13 protein-coding genes are annotated in these 18420 nt (G+C 67.7%); 6 read left to right on the forward strand and 7 right to left on the reverse strand.

From position 1 onward, the window contains the following. Positions 1-45: 45 nt before the first annotated feature. Genes ACX80F_RS05720 through mshA form a run of 3 tightly spaced genes read right to left on the reverse strand, consistent with a single transcriptional unit; the run spans position 46 to position 3781 of the window. On the reverse strand, positions 46-1713 hold the full coding sequence (locus tag ACX80F_RS05720) for a formate--tetrahydrofolate ligase (RefSeq protein ID WP_459335430.1): 1668 nt from the start codon (positions 1711-1713) through the stop codon (positions 46-48). 23 nt (positions 1714-1736) lie between these two features. Further along, positions 1737-2507 (reverse strand): phosphatase, encoded by a 771-nt coding sequence (locus tag ACX80F_RS05725; RefSeq protein ID WP_459335431.1) that lies wholly within the window; start codon positions 2505-2507, stop codon positions 1737-1739. A 47-nt stretch (positions 2508-2554) separates the two neighbouring features. Next, entirely contained in the window at positions 2555-3781 is a 1227-nt protein-coding gene (mshA, locus tag ACX80F_RS05730; protein ID WP_459335432.1) for a D-inositol-3-phosphate glycosyltransferase, read from the reverse strand. Positions 3782-4657: 876 nt separating this feature from the next. On the opposite strand from mshA, the gene ACX80F_RS05735 reads away from it, so the two are divergent. Further along, the gene (locus ACX80F_RS05735) at positions 4658-5824 is read left to right on the forward strand and encodes a DUF418 domain-containing protein (protein ID WP_459335433.1); all 1167 of its coding nucleotides are present in this window, start codon (positions 4658-4660) and stop codon (positions 5822-5824) included. Here ACX80F_RS05735 and ACX80F_RS05740 read toward each other — a convergent pair. Together ACX80F_RS05740 and ACX80F_RS05745 are read right to left on the reverse strand one after the other, a co-directional pair. Beyond that, positions 5821-6471: a histidine phosphatase family protein gene (locus tag ACX80F_RS05740; RefSeq protein ID WP_459335434.1), complete on the reverse strand. Its 651-nt coding sequence runs from the start codon at positions 6469-6471 to the stop codon at positions 5821-5823. The genes ACX80F_RS05735 and ACX80F_RS05740 overlap by 4 nt on opposite strands. After that, complete coding sequence (locus ACX80F_RS05745; RefSeq protein ID WP_459335435.1) at positions 6468-7913, reverse strand: CCA tRNA nucleotidyltransferase; 1446 nt, start codon at positions 7911-7913, stop codon at positions 6468-6470. The genes ACX80F_RS05740 and ACX80F_RS05745 overlap by 4 nt, the downstream gene beginning before the upstream one ends. 192 nt (positions 7914-8105) lie before the next feature. Between ACX80F_RS05745 and ACX80F_RS05750 the strand changes: the two genes are divergently transcribed. The 5 genes from ACX80F_RS05750 to trxA all read left to right on the forward strand — a co-directional run bounded on the left by ACX80F_RS05750 (position 8106) and on the right by trxA (position 13657). Then, complete coding sequence (locus ACX80F_RS05750; protein WP_459335436.1) at positions 8106-8585, forward strand: NUDIX hydrolase; 480 nt, start codon at positions 8106-8108, stop codon at positions 8583-8585. Between the two features lie 72 nt (positions 8586-8657). Continuing rightward, a complete protein-coding gene (gene murJ, locus ACX80F_RS05755) occupies positions 8658-10385 on the forward strand; it encodes a murein biosynthesis integral membrane protein MurJ (RefSeq protein ID WP_459335437.1) in 1728 nt (575 codons plus the stop codon). Between the two features lie 74 nt (positions 10386-10459). Continuing rightward, a complete protein-coding gene (locus ACX80F_RS05760) occupies positions 10460-12076 on the forward strand; it encodes an ABC transporter substrate-binding protein (RefSeq protein WP_459335438.1) in 1617 nt (538 codons plus the stop codon). A 134-nt stretch (positions 12077-12210) separates the two neighbouring features. Further along, positions 12211-13302, forward strand: a complete 1092-nt coding sequence (trxB, locus tag ACX80F_RS05765; RefSeq protein WP_459335439.1) for a thioredoxin-disulfide reductase — start codon at positions 12211-12213, stop codon at positions 13300-13302. 28 nt (positions 13303-13330) lie between these two features. Then, positions 13331-13657, forward strand: coding sequence for a thioredoxin (trxA, locus tag ACX80F_RS05770; RefSeq protein WP_199278902.1), 327 nt, complete (start codon positions 13331-13333; stop codon positions 13655-13657). 1984 nt (positions 13658-15641) lie between these two features. Here trxA and ACX80F_RS05775 read toward each other — a convergent pair. Continuing rightward, complete coding sequence (locus ACX80F_RS05775) at positions 15642-16916, reverse strand: ParB/RepB/Spo0J family partition protein (protein ID WP_459335651.1); 1275 nt, start codon at positions 16914-16916, stop codon at positions 15642-15644. Positions 16917-17238: 322 nt separating this feature from the next. Beyond that, positions 17239-18126: a ParA family protein gene (locus ACX80F_RS05780; protein WP_459335652.1), complete on the reverse strand. Its 888-nt coding sequence runs from the start codon at positions 18124-18126 to the stop codon at positions 17239-17241. Positions 18127-18420 lie beyond the last annotated feature (294 nt).

Raw genomic sequence — 18420 nt, forward strand, 5'->3', positions numbered from 1 at the left:
GCCGTCCCGGCCTCCCGTGCATCCAGGCCCCGTGGGGCCGGTGTGTCAGAACAGCCCGACGGCGTTGCCCTCGGCGTCCACGTCCATGCGGAGCGCTGCGGGCTCCTTCGGCAGTCCGGGCATCGTCATCACGGATCCCGTGAGCGCCACGATGAAGCCGGCGCCGGTCTTCGGGATGAGGTCCCGCACGTGGACGGTGAACCCCTTGGGTGCGCCGAGCACGCCGGCGTCGTCCGAGAACGAGTACTGGGTCTTCGCCATGCACACGGGCAGCCCCGACCACCCGTTCGCCTCGATCTCCTTCAGCCTGCGCAGGGCCGGGACCGAGAAGTCGACGCCGTCGGCACCATAGATCTCCTGCACGATGGTGCGGATTTTCTCCTCGACGGGGAGGTCGAGCGGGTAGAGGTGGGAGAAGGTGACGGGCCGTTCCAGGGCCGCGAGGACCTCGGCCGCGAGCCCGTCACCGCCGGGCCCTCCTCCGCCCTGGCCCCACACATCGGCGACGGCGGCGGCGATCCCCTCGCCGGCGCACCAGGAGAGCAGCCAGTCGAGCTCCTCCACCGAGTCCGTGCCGAATTTGTTGATGGCGACGACGGGCCGGATCCCGAACTTCTCGATGTTCCGCACGTGCCGTAGCAGGTTCGGCGTCCCGTCCCGGAGCGCATCGACGTCGGGCTGCGCGAGATCGGCCTTGGCGACCCCGCCATGCATCTTCAGGGCTCGGACGGTCGCGACGATCACGACGGCGTCGGGGGCGAGGTCCGCGCCCCGCGCCTTGATGTCCATGAACTTCTCGGCCCCGAGGTCCGCGCCGAAACCGGCCTCCGTCACGACGATGTCCGCGAGGCGGCGGGCCGTCCGCGTGGCGATGACGGAGTTGCAGCCGTGCGCGATGTTCGCGAAGGGACCACCATGGACGAGGGCCGGCGTGCCGGCGATGGTCTGCACGAGGTTCGGCTTGAGGGCGTCCTTGAGCAGCAGCGCCAGCGCCCCCTCCACCCGCAGGTCCCGGACCGTCAGCGGCCGGCGGTCGTGGGTGTAGCCGAACGTGATGTCCCCGAGGCGTTCCTTCAGGTCCTCGGGGTCGGCGGCCAGACAGAAGACGGCCATGATCTCGGAGGCCACGGTGATGTCGAAGCCGTCCTGTCGGGGTGTTCCCTGGGTGGGCCCCCCGAGCCCGATGACCACCTCGCGCAGGGCGCGGTCGTTGACGTCCAGGACCCGCTTGAACGTGATGCGCCGCGGATCGATGCCGAGCTCGTTGCCCTGGTGGATGTGGTTGTCGATCAGTGCGGCCAGCGCGTTGTTCGCCGAAGTGATCGCGTGGAAGTCGCCCGTGAAGTGCAGGTTGATCTCGTCCATGGGCAGCACCTGCGAGTAGCCCCCGCCGGTGGCGCCGCCCTTCATCCCCAGCACGGGGCCGAGGGACGGCTCGCGCAGGGCGATCATCACGCGCTGCCCCGCCTTCGCGAGCGAATCGGCGAGCCCGACCGTGCAGGTGGACTTCCCCTCGCCGGCGGGGGTGGGACTCATGGCGCTGACCAGGACCACCTTGCCGGGAGCGCGGCCGTCCTCGGGCAGCAGCCGCGGGTCGATCTTCGCCTTGTACCGGCCGTGGAACTCGAGGGCCTCCCGGGGGATTCCGGCCGCATCGGAGATGTCCTCGATGGGCCTGACCGCGGCGGCGCGGGCAATCTCAAGATCGCTCATGCAGCCAACCTATCAGCGCCGGATCAGGCCCGCGGGAGGCCTGCCCGCCCGAGGACGTAGTCGATGAGGGGTTCGTACAGTCCCGGGGTCACGTTGTCGTCGAGCGGGACGGCGACGTCGATCTGACCCTGCGCCTCCGAGACGAACAACCCGGGGTCATTGCAGTCGGCGAACCCGACGGTCGGTAGCCCGGCACTCGCCGCGTGGCCCGCCCACCCATGATCGGCGACGACGAGATCCGGCAGGTCGTGTCCGGCACCCGTGAGCGTGTCGAGGCTCAGGCGCATGGGCTCGGGGAAGTGCGTGTGCATGAGCCCGCCGTGCTGGTGCCACACGAGCACCCCGAACACCTGGCGGATGTCCCCGGCACCGAACGGCCGCCCCTCCGGGACCTGCACCACCGTGGCGCCAGCGGCGGCCACCGCCCGGGCGAAGGCAGCATGGACGGGGAGCAGGCCCGCAGGGTGGCCCGTGGCGAAGAGGATCCGCTCCCTCCGGCGGGCGGATGCCCCCAGCCGGTCGGCGAACCGGTCCAGGGCGGCGACGCACTTCCCGGCGTCGATGGTGTCCTGCCCCTCGGTGTGGTTCCGGTCGGGGCTCGTCCCCACGCGTTCGTGCATGAGGTCGAAGACGTCGTCGTAGGTCCAGTCCCGGGTGTGTTCCACCCCGAACTCGAGGTGCTCGTTGCGCTCGAGGAAGAGCCGCATGTGCTTCAGGTTGTCCTGCCGCGGCGTGGCCACCAACCCGGTGATGCGAACGGAGTCGAGGTATGCGGCGAGCTCAACGGGATTCACGCTTCCATCCTAGGGTGCGCGGGCGGGGCGTCAGCGGGCGGCCGCCGTCAGCGCTCGACGGCGGAGCGGTAGCTCTGGGCCGTCAGCAGGGCCGTGCGTTGCCAGCCGAACGCCAGCGCGTGGGTGGCGGCCCCACGCCCCAGCGCCTCCGCCAGGCGCGTGTCGTCATGCAGGCGCTCCAGGACGTCCGCCCAACCCGCCGCGGAGTGGCCGTCCACGAGAAGGCCGCTGCGTCCGTCGCTCACGGCCTGCGGCAGCCCGCCGACGTTGGCGGCGATCACCGGGGTGCCACAGGCCTGCGCCTCGAGCGCCACGAGACCGAAGGATTCACTGAAGGAGGGCATGACCACCACGTCCGCGGCACGGAACCACTGGGCGAGGTGGGAGGCCGTGACGGGCGGGTACAGGCGCACGTCCCGGGTGAGGCCGGCGTCGTCGATGAGGGGCTGGAGGGCGAGCGCCTCGGAGCCGCTCCCCGCGCCGAGGATGCTGACGGCGAGCGCGATGTCCGGCCTCCGGCGCCGGAGTTCCGCGGCCGCGGCCACGAGGACCTGTGGACCCTTCAGCTTCTGAATCCTTCCCGCGAACACCACATGGAACTGCTCCGGCGGGAAGGCCAACGCGGCGCGCGCGGCGGTCCTGTCGCCCGGGTGGAAGGTGGACAGATCGACGCCCGGAGCCACCACGTCCACCCGGTCCGGGTCGGCTCCGTAGAGCGAGACGAGTTCGGACGCCTCGGTGCTCGTGTTCGCGATCAGGCGGGCCGCCCCTGCCACGATCTCCTCCTCACCGGCGATCCGCTCGGCCGGTTCCGCAGCGCTGAGCGCCTTCATGCGCAGGTTCTTGACCTTCGCCATGGTGTGCATGGAGTGGACCAGGGGCAGATTCATCTCCCGGCTGAGCGCGAGGCCCACCGTGCCTGAGACCCAGTAGTGGGAGTGCAGGACGTCGAAGTGCCCGTCCGCGAGGAGGTCGGCCACCTCGGTGATCGCGTCGGTGAGGGTGTCCGTCAGTCCTGGAAGGGCTTCCTTGGGAATACGGCGGCGGGGTCCCGCATCGAGGTGGTGGACCACGACGCCGTCGGCGACCACCTCGCGCCGCGGGCGTCCTGCACCGGCTTCCCGGGTGAAGATCTCGACGTCGATCCCGACGCCCGCGAGTTCGAGGGCCGTGCTCCTGACGTAGACGTTCATGCCACCTGCGTCCCCCGTGCCGGGTTGCTCGAGCGGCGAGGTGTGCAGGGACAGCATGGCCACGCGTCTGACGCCGGACACACCTTCTCCCTTCCGACCGGCGGGAGAAGGCCGGTCGCGTAACCTCACGACCCTATAACGCCGCGTTCGCGCCCCCGCATTCCGTGAACCAAACAGGACGCCCGACGGGCGCCTCACCGCCGCCGACCGCACCCGGGATCGCTGATCTGACCGCCGGATGCAGTCGGCGCGGCCCCGCCGGTCACTTGATGTACGTGGTGTGCTGAGGCAGCGTGAACCGCTGTGTCGCCTCCCACGGGTCACGGGCTCTGCCGACCCAGATCTGTCCCCACAGGGACAGCCCGTTCCTCCATCTCCTCAGCATGCGTCGCACCTCCTTCCTGCGGTGGAAGCCGGGCATGGGCTGGGGCGGGGCACCCCGGAGGTCCTGTCCCGGAGGAACGCGCGGAACAGGAGTCAGCGATCCGCTCATGATGAATTCGCCGAAGACGGGCGGTATTCCGGGAGGGTCGTCGGTGAATTGGACAGGAATGGGCTGGGAATTGGGCATGACGGACTTTCGGCAGGGCGGAATTCGGCAGGACGAGCCACGAATGGCATTACCGGGAAATAGATGGAGGGAAGCCGCGCACGGGCACGGAGGTGATGCTGGGTCGGCCGGCTACCGCCGGTGCGCCGGCTTCCTAATGAAGACGGATGACGAAGGCGGGATCGGTGAGGCGGGCAAAGGCTCCGCCGAGCATGGTATTCACGATCTCCACCTCCGTTCTATCGAGTGACCTGGGTCCTGCGGCCACGGGTCACTCGCGGTTCGCGCTGTGAACAGCTCGAGTTGGGAAGGCCCAATGGCACGTGAACAAAGCTACCGTATGGAATATGCACCGGCATAGCCCTTCGGGTTGATTTGTTCGGATATTCTCGGAAAGGGGACATCGGGTGTCGGGATCGACCGCCACGAGTTCCCGCATCGCGCAGATCGACGCCCTGCGGGGATTCGCGCTCTTCGGGATCCTCATGGTCAATGTGTGGTTCTTCGCCGATTCCTCCCACCTGACGGGAGGAGAAGACCAGTCCACTGCATCGGGGGCGGACCTCGGCATCCGGTTCGCCGTGATGACGTTCTTCGAGGGGAAGTTCTACCTGCTGTTCTCGCTGCTGTTCGGCTACGGGTCCGTCGTCCTCGCGGAGACAGCCGGCGCGGACCTAGAACGGCGTCGAACGCGGCGCCTCGTCTTCCTCGGGGTCCTCGGCATCGTCCATGGGCTGACCTTGTTCTACGGCGACATCCTCCTGACCTACGCGGTGGCAGGGACGGTCCTGGCCGCCGCCGGGTCCATCGCGCCGCGTGCGCGCCTCGGTCTCGCGGCCGGGATCACGCTGGGGATGGCCCTGCTCCTCGTCGCCGTGGCGGTGCTCCTGCTCGTCGGCGGTCCCGCAGGCCCCGATGGCCCGACCGCACAGATCAGGCCGACGGCGTCCCCCGCCGACGCTCTGGCAGTCAACGCGGCGACGTACGGCGTCGTCCTTCCGTCCGTCCTGTTCTTCCAGGGGCCGCTGGCCCTCGCGGCCTTCTTCGCGGGATCCGCCCTGGCGATGCTGGGCGTGCTCCGCCCCGAGGTGCCTCCACGCACGGTCCTGTGGCGCGTCGTCGTGCTGGCCCTTCCGCTCGGCCTTGCCGGCGCGGCGTACGCGGCGTACCTCGACGTCGGGGGTGGCGGCGGTGCGGCGCCGGTCCTCGCCACCGGGATCTCGGTGCTGGCGTCACCGCTCGTGACCGCGGGCTACGCCGCGTCCCTCCTGCTGGTGCTGGGATCACGCGCAGGACGCGCCGTCACGGCGGTGCTCGCTCCCACCGGGCGCCTGTCCCTGAGCAACTATCTCGCCCAGTCCGCCGTGCTGTGCCTCGTCTTCACGGGGTACGGCCTGGGCCTGATGGACCGGCTCCCGCCCGCCCTGGTGGTCGTGGTCGTCGTCGTGCTCTTCGCCGCCCAGGCTGCCTGCAGCACCCTCATCCTCTCGAGGTACCGGACCGGGCCGCTCGAGTGGGCCCTCCGGCGCTTCGTCCGCGGACCGCGGCCGAGGTCAGGGCCCGACAGCGCCTAGAGGTTCCAGTGCACGATGGCGGGCGTGTGCTTGTCCCAGCCGAGCGCGCACACCGCGGCCGTGCCGAGGACGAACCGGCGGCCCTCGATGCCGCCGAACTGCAGCCACCGGGCCGCGACGATCCGCAGGAAGTGACCGTGCGCCACGAGCAGCGCATGCTCCACGGGCGTCGCCCCCGGGTCCCGGTCGGCGGGGGTGCCGCACCCGGCCTGGACGCGGGCGATGACGCGGTCCGCCCGCTCCGCCACCTGATCCAGCGTCTCGCCGTCCGGCGCGCCGTCGTTCCAGATCAGGTAGCCGGGGTTCTCCTCCCGGACCGTCGCGCTGACCAGGCCCTCGTTGGCGCCGTAGTCCCACTCGTGGGCGTAGGGCAGCACCTCGGCGTCGGGGAATCCTGCGAGTTCGGCCGTGCGGACCGCACGCTGCAGCGGTGAGGTCATCACGAGGTCGAAGTCGATGCCCTGGAGGTGCTCGCGGGCGGCGAGTGCCTGCTCCTCTCCGTGCGCGGTCAAGGGCAGGTCGGTCAGGCCTGTGTAGCGCCCGTCCCTGGACCACTCCGTCTCGCCGTGCCGGAGCAGCCACAAGCGGGGCAAGGGGGTCCCGGAGGGTGTGAGGTCCGGGACTGCGGCTCCTGACAACGGCTTCATGGGGTGCTCTCCTGGGATTCGGGTTGTTCGCTCCACCAGTGGCGGAGCTTGGTCTGTGCGTCGGCGGGGTCCTGCGGTCCGTGTTCCATCCGCTCCTCGAGGAGGAACCGGTAGGCGCGACCCACCACCGGGCCGGGGCGGATGCCGAGCAGCGCCATGATCTGCTCGCCGTCGAGGTCGGGGCGGATCGAGGCCAGTTCCTCCTGGTCGGCGAGCGCAGCGATCCTCGCCTCCAGGTCGTCGTAGGCGAACGCCAGCCGTTCGGCCTTGCGCCGGTTCCGGGTGGTGACGTCCGAGCGCGTGAGGCGGTGCAGTCGCTCGAGGAGGGGTCCGGCGTCGCTCACGTAGCGGCGCACGGCCGAATCGCTCCAGCCCGCCTCGCCGTAGCCGTAGAACCGCATGTGCAGTTCCACCAGGCGCGCGACGGCCTTGATGGTGTCGTTGTCGAACCTCAGCGCCCGGAGCCTCTTCGCCGCGAGCTTCGCGCCGACGGCGTCGTGGTGCCGGAAGCTGACGGCACCCCCGGGCTCGAACCTGCGGGTCGCGGGCTTGCCGATGTCGTGCAGGAGGGCGGCCAGGCGCAGGACAACGTCAGGTCCTGGGACGGGTCCGTCCTCGCCGGACTCCAGGGAGCACGCCTGGCGCAGGACGGTGAGCGAATGCTGGTAGACGTCCTTGTGGCGGTGGTGCTCGTCCGTCTCCAGCCGCAGGGCGGAGACCTCCGGCATCACGTACTCCGCGAGTCCCGTCTCCACCATCAGATCGATCCCGGCGTCGGGCGCCTTGCCCTGGATGAGCTTGACCAGTTCGTCCCGCACGCGCTCCGCGGAGATGATAGAGATCCGCTCGGCCATGTGTGTCATCGCCTCCGTCACCTCGGGGGCGAGGCCGACGCCGAGCTGTGCGACGAAACGGGCGGCGCGCATCATGCGCAGCGGGTCGTCGGAGAACGACGACGCCGGTGTGCCGGGGGTACGCAGGACGCCCGCGTGCAGATCCCGGACACCGCCGAACGGGTCGACGAGTTCGAGGGACGGCAACCGGAGGGCCATCGCGTTGATCGTGAAGTCGCGGCGCTCGAGGTCGTCGTGGAGGTTCGTGCCGAAGGCGACCGTGGGGTTCCGCGAGGACGGATCGTAGGCCTCCGCGCGGTACGTGGTGATCTCGATCTGGTAGCCGTCCTTGCGGAGGCCGATCGTGCCGAACGCCCGTCCGATCTCCCAGTACGCGTCCGCCCACCGCCTGACGACCGCGAGCGTCGAGTCCGGATCGGCGTCCGTGGTGAAGTCGAGGTCGGGAGACACCCTGCCGAGGAAGAGGTCCCGTACCGGCCCTCCGACGAGCGAGAGCTCATGGCCCGCGGCGTCGAAGAGTTCGCCGATCTCGAGGACAACGGGAGGGAGGGGTGCGGTGAGGGTCGAGGTGTCCAGCAGGTGCGCCATAGTCCCTCAAGGGTGCCAGATCGGCACCCGTTTCCCACACCGCGGACCGGGCCGCACGATGCCGTGACACCGCAGTGGGAACGGGCAGGTGATGGGTCGGCCCGTCATCGCTCCGGGCCAAAGATCGTTACAGTGGTCTGCATGGACCGACCCGTTCCAAGTGCTCCGAAACGCACCCCGTTGACAGTGTCAATGGGAACCACGGGTATGCCTGCCGTGCAGCACCAGCTGCCCACGGTGGAGGAGGTGTCTGCGGGTGGCATCGTGGTCGACGCGTCGAAGGAGACCCTCGACGTCGCCATCATCGCCCGCCTCAACCGCGGCGGACGCCTCGAATGGTGCCTGCCCAAGGGCCACCCCGAGGGGTCGGAGGGCAACGAGGAAGCGGCCGTGCGGGAGATCGCCGAGGAGACCGGCATCGAAGGCAGGATCGTCGCCACGCTCGGCAGCATCGACTACTGGTTCACGGTCAGTGGCCACCGCGTCCACAAGACCGTCCACCACTACCTCCTGATCAGCACGGGCGGTCACCTCACCATCGAGAACGATCCGGACCACGAGGCGGTGGATGTCGCCTGGGTGCCCCTGCAGGACCTCGGCCGCCGCCTCTCCTTCCCCAACGAACGGCGGATCGCCGACCTCGCCCGCGAGGTCCTGCCCGAACACCTCTGAGCCCGCTGCGCGACCCGCGCACCCGGGCGGCGGCGCGCCCTCGTCGCCCCATCGGTGAGACGATGGGAAGCGATGTCTGACACGAACACAGCCTCGGTACCCCTGCAGGACCCCGGTCACCCGGTCCGCCCCGACCCCTCGGCGCCGCGCGGCGGCTCCACCGTCCGCGCGAGTGCGATCATGGCCGCCGGTACCCTCGTGTCGCGAATCCTCGGCCTGGTCCGCGTCGCCCTGCTGGCGACGGCGATCGGCGCCACCGGCCAGGTCTCGGACCTGTTCACCTCGGCCAACAACCTCCCGAACTTCCTCTACCTGATGCTGGCCGGGGGCGTGTTCAACGCCGTCCTGGTGCCACAGATCATCCGCGCCAGCAGGCAACCGGACCGGGGGGCGGACTTCGTCAGCCGGCTCCTCACCCTCGCCGCCGCGGTCCTCCTCGTGCTGACCGTGCTCGTCACCCTCGCCGCGCCGGTCATCGTCGGTGTCATCACGAATTTCACGGGCGCGAACCTCGCCCTCACCACGGCCTTCGCCTTCTGGTGCCTGCCGCAGATCTTCTTCTACGGGATCTACGCGGTAACCGGTCAGATCCTCAACGCCAACGGGTCGTTCGGCCCGTACATGTGGGCGCCCGTCGTCAACAATCTGGTGTCCATCGCCTTCCTGGTGGTCTTCATCGTGCTCATGGGCGGCGAGCAGGCGGAACAGCACCGGCCCGAGACGTGGACGGTGGAGCAGACGGTCCTGCTGGCCGGCGGCACCACGCTCGGCATCGTGATCCAGGCGCTCGTGCTGTTCGTCCCGCTCAAGCGCCTGAACCTCGGACTGCGGCCGAAGTTCGGGATCCGCGGCACGGGCCTCGGGCGGACGGGCAAGCTCGCCTCGATCACGATCGTGACGATGCTCATCGGCAACGGTCTCTACCTCGTGAACCTGAACGTCGCCACCATCGCCTCCGATGCCCGCCAGAGGTTCCTCGACCAGGATCCTCCCGTGCAGATCGCGGGCTTCACGAACCTCGAATTCGGCGCCATGGTGTACCAGCTGCCGCACTCGGTCATTGCACTGTCGCTGGCCACGGTCATGTTCAACCAGCTCTCGTCCGCGCACGCCGACGGCGACCTGCGGACGGTGCGGGCCACCCTGTCCCAGGGCCTGCGCGTGATCGGCGTGGCCACGGTCTTCGGCGCCGCGGCCCTCCTGGCGTTCGCCGGACCGCTCGGCGTCCTGTTCAGCGAATCCCCCGAGAGCGCCGCGATCAACGGTGTGATCATCGCGATCCTCGCGGTCGGCGCCCCGTTCCTCAGCGCCAACTTCTTCCTCAACCGCGTCTTCTACGCCAGCGAGGACGTCAGGACCCCGCTCAAGATCCAGGTGATCCTGTCCGCCGTCGGGGTCGGCTTCGCCCTCATCGCGAGTACGTTCGACCCCCAGCTGATCGTGCCGGTCCTCGCTGTCGCCTACTCGCTCGGCAACGTGATCGCCGTCGTCGTCAGTCATCTGTTCCTCACCCGGAAGATCGGCTCCTACGGCGCCGGACATGTCTTCGACGTCCACGTGCGCCTCACCCTCGCCGGAATCACGGCTGCCGTCGTCGGCACCGTGCTGTGCTGGGCCTTCGGCGGGTACAGCGCGGACGGTTTCCTCTGGCAGTCGAAGCTGAACGCCCTCGTGGTACTCGCGATCGGCGGAGTCCTCATGTTCGCGGTGTACCTCGTCATGCTGAAGCTGCTGCGCGTCACGGAACTCACCGAGCTCGCGGGGCCACTCCTTGCTCGATTCCGCCGGAGCGGCGCCTGACGTACCAACCCGGAAACGGACCGACCGACCGGTAGCATGGGTAGAAATCAGCCAGCGTTTCCGGGGAGGAACACGTGCCAGAAGCAGTAGACGTCGGTTCAGTACTGGGCGGCCGGTACAAGGTGACCGCTTACGTCCTGGCATCTGCTGAGAAGGATCTCGTGCTCGACGGCGTCGACCAGGTCCTCAACCGGCCCGTCAGTATTCTCGTCGCCTCGGCCGACAACGCCGACCAGGTGGCCTCGAGCGCGCGCGACCTGGCCACGGGCGACCGGGACAGCAACATCCAGGTCCTCGACCTCGGCATCACCGACTCCGGCACCTACCTCGTGACGAACCGCGCCCCTGCCGCCGACATGCTCGACCTGATCGTGCAGCAGGATGCGCCGTCCCCCGAGGCGTCGTACATCGAACCGTTCTTCACCGACACGCTCGGTTCCGAGATCTTCGGCCGTCCGCGGTCCACGGAACCCGAGACCTACGAGGACGAGGACGACGACCACTACGAGGACTACGACGACCGGTCCTGGCGTCCCTCGCTCCTGTCCGGTCTTGCGCAGCGCTTCGGTCGGCGGGGATCCAGGAACGCACAGGAGGACGACACGTCGGATCTCGCGCCCGTGCCGGCGGAGCCGGTCGCCGCGCAGCCGGTGCACGACCATCGGCCGTCCTCGCATCGCGTGCCGCCGATGCCGAGCCGGCGGCCCGCCGGCGCCTCGGCAGCAGGCTCACGGGAGGAGCCCCGCGAGGGGAACCACGACGGAGACGGCCCGGGGCGACTGAGCCCCGCAGCGGTGGTCGCCGGCGCCGCAGCAGGAGCGGCGGTTGGCACCACGTCCGCGGCCGGGCCTGTCTCCGCCCCGGTACCGCAGAAGACCGGCCGGGCGGCGTCGATATTCCCGCTCTCCGCCGCCGGCGACACCGATGACCCCCACACCTCGGGGGACGTCGATCAGGACGACTACGACACGGAACATGCGGACAGGGACCACTACGACGACAACGACGGCGGTGGCCGCAAGTTCACCCGGATCCTCGTCGGGTTGGTGCTCGCCGTGGTTCTGGTGGTCGCCGTCGTCCTGGCGACCACCCACCTCGGATCGGTCTTCAGCGGAAGCAGTCCCGTCGCCGAGGACGATCCCGTCCAGTCCACCAGCGCACCCGCCGAGGACCCTACGACGCCGCCGGCCGCCGCGCCCTCGGCGGAACCGACACCGACTGCGGCGGCAAGCCCCGTGATCGCAGGCATCACCCGGCTCGTACCCGACAACCCCGGGCTCGACGCGGGCAACGACGGCACCCTGCCGTTGATCATCGATGGCAACCCGGCGACGTTCTGGGGTAACCAGGTGTACGCGAGCGACACCTTCGGAGGGCTCGCCACGAGCCTGGCACTCGTCGTCGAGTTGGAGGAGGAATCCGCCATCACGCAGGTCACCATCGACCAGTTGAACGCGGCCGGCGGCACGTTCTCCGTCCTGGTGAACGACCAACCCACGCTCGACGGCGCCGAGCAGATCGCGCAGGGCGGTTTCACGGCACCGACGGCGAGCCTGCCCATCCCTTCGGGCGCGAACGGTCCCGTCACGGGACAGTACGTGATCATCAATTTCACCCAGCTGCCCCGGCTCTCCAACATCCAGGCCCAATTCCCGTTCGGGCTCAGGATCGCCGAGATCGAGGTCAGCTGACCCGTCCATGCAGATCGTGCGGCTTAACAGACCGTGCGACGGGCGCGCCCGGACGCCCGGCGGCGGCGGAATAAGCGCACCTGTGCCCCCGTTGTGGGAGGTGTCCGCGAAAAGCGTTCGGCACGGCAGTACCGATGCAGGAAAAGACAGGAAGGTCATCCGGAAACGTGACAACTCACACCGACGTCCAGCTGGAAGCACCCACGGCAGATGCCGCCGGTGGTGAGCACAAGGTCCACGACGTCATCATCGTCGGCTCCGGGCCCTCCGGGTACACCGCAGCGGTCTACACGGCTCGCGCCAACCTCAAGCCGCTCATGATCGCCAGCTCGGTGAAGGCCGGCGGGGAACTCATGAACACCACCGATGTCGAGAACTTCCCCGGCTTCCCGGACGGCGTCATGGGCCCTGAGCTCATGGAACAGTTCGAGCAGCAGGCCCGCAGGTTCGGCACCGAGATCCTCTATGAGGACGTTGTCTCCGCGGACCTCTCCGGCGACATCAAGAAACTCACCATCGCCACGGGCGAGGAGTTCCTCGCACGTGCGGTCATCATCTCCACCGGGTCGGAGTACCGCGAGATCGGCCTCGACGACGAGAAGCGCCTGTCCGGGCACGGCGTGAGCTGGTGCGCGACCTGCGACGGATTCTTCTTCCGGGATCAGGACATCGCCGTGGTCGGCGGTGGCGACTCCGCCATGGAGGAAGCCCTGTTCCTGACGAAGTTCGCGCGCTCCGTGACGGTCATCCACCGGCGAGACAGTCTTCGTGCGTCCAAGATCATGCAGGACCGGGCCTTCGGCCACGAGAAAATCCGCTTCCTGTGGAACTCCGAGGTCGTCGGAATTCACGGCACCGAGAAGGTCACGGGAGTTCGGGTGGCGAGCACTGTGGACGGAACGACGAAGGACGTCGATGTCACCGGCATCTTCGTTGCTATCGGCAACGATCCGCGTGTCGACCTCGTCAAGGATCAGCTCCACCTGACGGAGGAGGGCACCATCGCCGTACAGGGACGGACGTCCAAGACATCCTTGTCAGGTGTGTTCGCCGCCGGTGACGTCATCGATCCGACCTACCGCCAGGCGATCACGGCAGCCGGCAGCGGCTGCGTTGCGGCCCTGGACGTGGAGCACTACCTGGCTGACACGGTCAGCACAAGCCTCACAGCGGCGACGGTGCCTACCCCGCCGGCCGAAGCCGTTTCCGAATCAGCCACCCTCTGATCGACCACCCCACCCAAGGAGAAACTCAATGAGCAACGCAAAAGATGTGACGGACGCGTCGTTCGACGCTGACGTCCTGCAGGCCAGCAAGCCCGTCATCGTGGACTTCTGGGCCGAATGGTGCGGTCCCTGCCGCATGCTGTCGCCCATCCTCGACGACATCGCTGCCGAGCACAGCGAGAAGGTCGACGTCGTGAAGGTGAACGTCGACGACAATCCGGCCATCGCCGCGAAGTACGGCATCACGTCGATCCCGGCCGTGTACGTCTTCAAGGGTGGAGAGGTCGCGGCCACCTCCATCGGCGCGAAGCCGAAGCAGGTCCTCGAGCAGGAGTTCGCCGCGTTCATCAACTGATGACGTAAGCTCGACGAGGGGCCCGACGGAATCATTCCGACGGGCCCCTTTGTCGTATTCGCTGACGACCGACGCGGTAGGAGGGGGCCTCGAACTGCTGGTACATCCTTCCTCCTCTCGCAGTCCCTGGGTGTCGCGCTCCTCAGGGGAGCCGTCGCTCCCGAGAAACTCGCCACCCGCCGATCGCTTCACGGATAGCGGCCACAGAACAGCTCATGAGTAGTGGTCACAGACCAACGCGTGGCCCGGTTCAGCCGCCGACGTGCTGGGCTCTGAACAGAATTGGGCCGAACGGACTCAGTGCGACAGCACCGACCGGGCCCACTCAGCGGGTTTCACGTGAAACGATGCCTCGCAGATCCGGTGGACGTAGGCAAAGCAGCGGCAACTCCGGCCTTGGGAATGTCATAAGCGCACCTTGCCCACAGCAAGCGCCGCCGTCGTCGCCTGCCCACCGGAACCGTGAAAGCAACCCCACATGCCCTCCTGATAGGGGGATGTCCGCTGAGATCTCCGCCGGTCCAGGTTTCGACCCGAGTCACGGTCTCGTCGGTGCCATCAGTCCGCCGCAGACGAGGCGTCGGGTTTCACGTGGAACAACACCCGAGCGCCGACAGGACCGGTGCCTCTCTCGATCAGTGCGGTCTTTATGCGGTACGCCCCCGTCCTCGGGCCGAGAGCCCCTTGATCGTCCCCGCACTGAAGGTCGGTGGAGCGACTGGTCGATTGCGATCTCCTAGGCTGAACGGCAGCATCCGCGGGTCACGAACCCACGCCGGCCGCATACGGACCTGAACGCACTGCGTTCCGTGAACCAGGACCGCGGAGCGGCGTTCCGCCGAGGCATCCAGGCAGCAGCGTCCCGCGAGGCACCAGACGAGCGGCCGTCGGAGACCGCCACTGCAGGCGAGCGAGGTCCGCAGGTCCATCCGACCTGAGGCACAGCAGTTCCTTGAGCCTCAGCCGGGGATCCGATGCCCTCCAAAGGGATCTCCCACCATGGCATCCGGCAGACCCGGGCACGCACACTGCGTGCAGCTCACCGCCCGCTGCGTTTCACGTGAAACTTCCGCACAGGCGTCAGGGCCTTGGCCGTTCGTGCTTCCTCAGCCCGGGCCGGATCACCTGAGCCGAGTACCTTGCCAATATTCGCAGTCTTCCGGTCAGCCAGTCGAGGCGGGACGACTAACCCCGCATACCGCGGATACAACCACGAGGCCCGTTCACGCAACCAGAGATGCCACTCCTCGAGATCACGGGCTGAGGCGAAAGACCCTAGTCTCACTTCCTCGCACAGTCCTGCTGGATCTTTTCAGCGGTAGTCCTCTCCTTCGCCATCGACCTGGCGCGGCGTCGCGCCGGCCTTGCGAACGCGGGCGCGGGTGCGGGTGCAAGGAGAGGCTTTGTTCCACGTGGAACGTTGCTGTCGCGGGGCCAGCAAGCAGCGCTCACACGAGGGATCCACCAGGCAGCGGAGCGAGGCAAGCGGGTCCCTTTCGGGTGGAACCATAGTCGAGAATGTCACAACCTCACGTACGCCGGTAAAGATTGCAGCCGGGCGGCGTTAGCGAACCGAGCAGAATGAACGGGAAGCGCGGGTCACAGCTCACGACCGCGGTTTGTGCATCGAGCACACTGAGTGTCGCCTACTGTCCGCGGCCGAAGGTCGGATTCGCACCAGCGGCGCAGCATAGCCAGTTATGAGGAGCGCTCATCGTGTTTCACGTGGAACATGACCGAGGATCGCGACCAAAGTCTCGACGGGTCCCGCGAGGATCGGTTGAAGCTGACCGCGAGAGGCAAGGGGATTCACCGAAGGCGGCTGCACCTTCATCAGCGCGAGAGAATGCCCACGGAACGAAATCACCATGTAGCTATAGGACACCCAACGCTAAGGAAACCGTTTCACGTGAAACAGTCCCCTTACCCGTCCCTCTGTATGGAGCGGTTCGAAGAGCCAGATCTCCGATACCGGCCGGGCCGGCTAGTCCTTGCCGGGAGACAGGACGCCGATGATCCGGTTGAGATCGTCCACACTAGCGAACTCGATGCTCACGCGACCTTTCTTCGCACCGAGGGTGATCTTCACGCTGGTGTCCAGACGATCGGACAGCGACGTCGCGAGGTAATCCAGGCGCTCATGCCGTGCGCCGTCCTTCGGAGTGGACGACTTGTTGATGCGTCGTAGTCCTCCACTCAATGCCACGATCTCTTCCGTGGACCTCACCGATAACCCTTCGGCGACGATTCTCTGAGCGAGCTTCTCCATCTCGGCGGCGTCTGCGAGCCCGAGCAGAGCCCGTGCATGCCCGGCGGAGAGAACACCCGCGGCGACCCGACGTTGCACGAGCGGGGGGAGCTTCATCAACCGGAGCGTGTTGGAGATTTGCGGACGGGAGCGGCCGAGTCGGCCGGCCAATTCGTCGTGGGAGCACCCGAAGTCGTCCAGCAGCTGCTGGTAAGCGGCCGCCTCCTCCAGAGGGTTCAGGGCGCTCCGATGGAGATTCTCCAGCAAGGCGTCACGGAGGAGGTCGTCGTCCAGCGTCGAGCGGATGATCGCGGGAATGGTCTCCATCCCTGCCTCGCGAGAAGCCCGCAATCGCCGTTCGCCCATGACCAGCTCGTAAGGGGCATCGCCGGCCTCCTTCGACGGGCGAACGACCACTGGCTGCAGCACGCCGATCTCCCGGATGGAGTGCACCAATTCCGCTAGTTCGTCTTCGTTGAACTCGATGCGCGGTTGCTTGCGATTCGGATGAATACTGTCGAGCGCAAGATCGGCAAAGGTCGCTCCTGGTACAGCAACGAGACCGTCCTCGGCTGCTGCACTCGCGGCAGGCTCCGACACCGGCGATCGAGGTGTTTCACGTGAAACGCCGATGGAGAGCGCGGCCTCCACCACGGCCGGGTCTATTGCAGCGCCGTCCGCGGAACCTGCCGGACGCGGGCCCTTCGCGCCAGATCCTTCTGCAGACCCGGGTCGATCGTCAGCCTGCTCCCCGGTCCGGACTGAGGACGACGTACCCGCTTCATCCCTGTCGGTGTGACGGGCACCGCCCCCGACCGCGCGGCCTGTCGTCGCGGGCGGAAGGACCCCAGCCGGATCGGGTGAGGCTGCCGGCACCGGGTCGGCGGACGTCGTCGAGGTTCGGCCGGGCGCAGCCCCCGCGGCCCCCTTCGGCCTCGCACCGCCCGCAGACTTACTAGTCGATGCTTTCGCAACCCTCTTCGTTTGAGCGTCGAGGACGTTCTTGTTGATCCCGCTGCGCAGTGCTGACGAATAGGACCGCGGCTGCTCAGCTACATCATCCTCCGTGACCCGCTCGAAGAAGAGGTCCACCGGCCGTCCGCCCTGCTTGCGGGGCGCCGGCGCGCTGTCGGACTTTCCCTCCGTCGAGCGTGCCCGTGTGGGTTCGGGCTCGCTCTGCTCGGGGATCTCCTCAGCAGGGGCACTCGGGATCAAAGCACCCAGTCCCCGGCCCAGGCCACGCCGCTTCTCCACCATGTTCTTCCTTCCACGATTCGGAGCGAGGCTCCGGCTCTACGTCTTGCTGGCCCGAAGGACCGCTGATCGGTCGCTCTCAGGACCGCGATGCGATTTCGGCCGCAGCTTCCTGGTAGGAGAGGGCTCCACTGGATGAGGGGTCATAGGTCATGACGGTCTGCTGATAGCTCGGCGCTTCCGAGATCCTGACAGAGCGCGGAACCACCGCCTTCAGCACCTGCTCGGGAAAATGCTCCCGCACTTCGGCCGCCACCTGGGCGGCGAGGTTCGTACGTCCGTCGTACATCGTCAGGAGTATCGTCGAAACCGAGAGATCGGCGTTGAGGTGCTTCTGGATCATCTCGATGTTCTTCAGGAGCTGGCTCAGGCCTTCGAGCGCGTAGTACTCGCACTGGATCGGGATGAGTACTTCCTTCGCGGCGACGAACGCATTGACTGTCAAGAGACCAAGGCTGGGCGGGCAGTCGATGAAGACGAAGTCCAGACGCGGCTCGCCGTTCTGCTCGCGCTGCCTGGCGTACACATCGATCGCCCGGCGGAGGCGCTGTTCGCGGGCAACGAGCGAGACCAGTTCGATCTCGGCACCGGCAAGATGAATCGTCGCCGGCGCGACGATGAGGTTCGGCACATCCGGGCACACGGCAACGACATCGCCCAGCGGGACGTCGTCGATGAGGACGTCGTAGATGGAGTCCACGTCGGCGTGGTGGTCGATGTTCAGTGCGGTCGAGGCGTTGCCCTGGGGATCGATGTCGATCACCAGCACCTGCAGTCCCGCAGTGGCGAGGGCCGCGGCTATATTGACCGTCGTCGTCGTCTTGCCGACCCCGCCCTTCTGATTGCTGATGGTCATGATGCGGGTGCTGGTCGGCCGAGGCAGTTCTTTGCCCAGAAGCTTCTCGCGACGCCTGGTCTCACTCGCGAGCTCGCGACCGAGGGGGGAGGATTCGTCCATCGCCTCCATCACGCTTTTGCCTTTGGCGGGCTTCTTCGTAGCGGGAGACTCGACCGACCCTACTGGGCCCGCAGGAGTTTCACGTGAAACGACACCGATATTGGCCGGGTCGGCAAACGCACCCGTTTGAATTTCGCGCACACCGACGGCAAGAGCGCGTCCGCCCGCCAATTGTGGTTCGGACTTCTTCGCGGGGGCGTCCTTGATGGTCACTCAGTAGCTCACTCTCACATACCAGACGTCGTTATCTACAAGGGTAACGGGATACCCGTGCGCTACGGGACGGCGACGCCGCAGTTGCCG

This window comes from Arthrobacter sp. TMS2-4, from assembly GCF_054511075.1.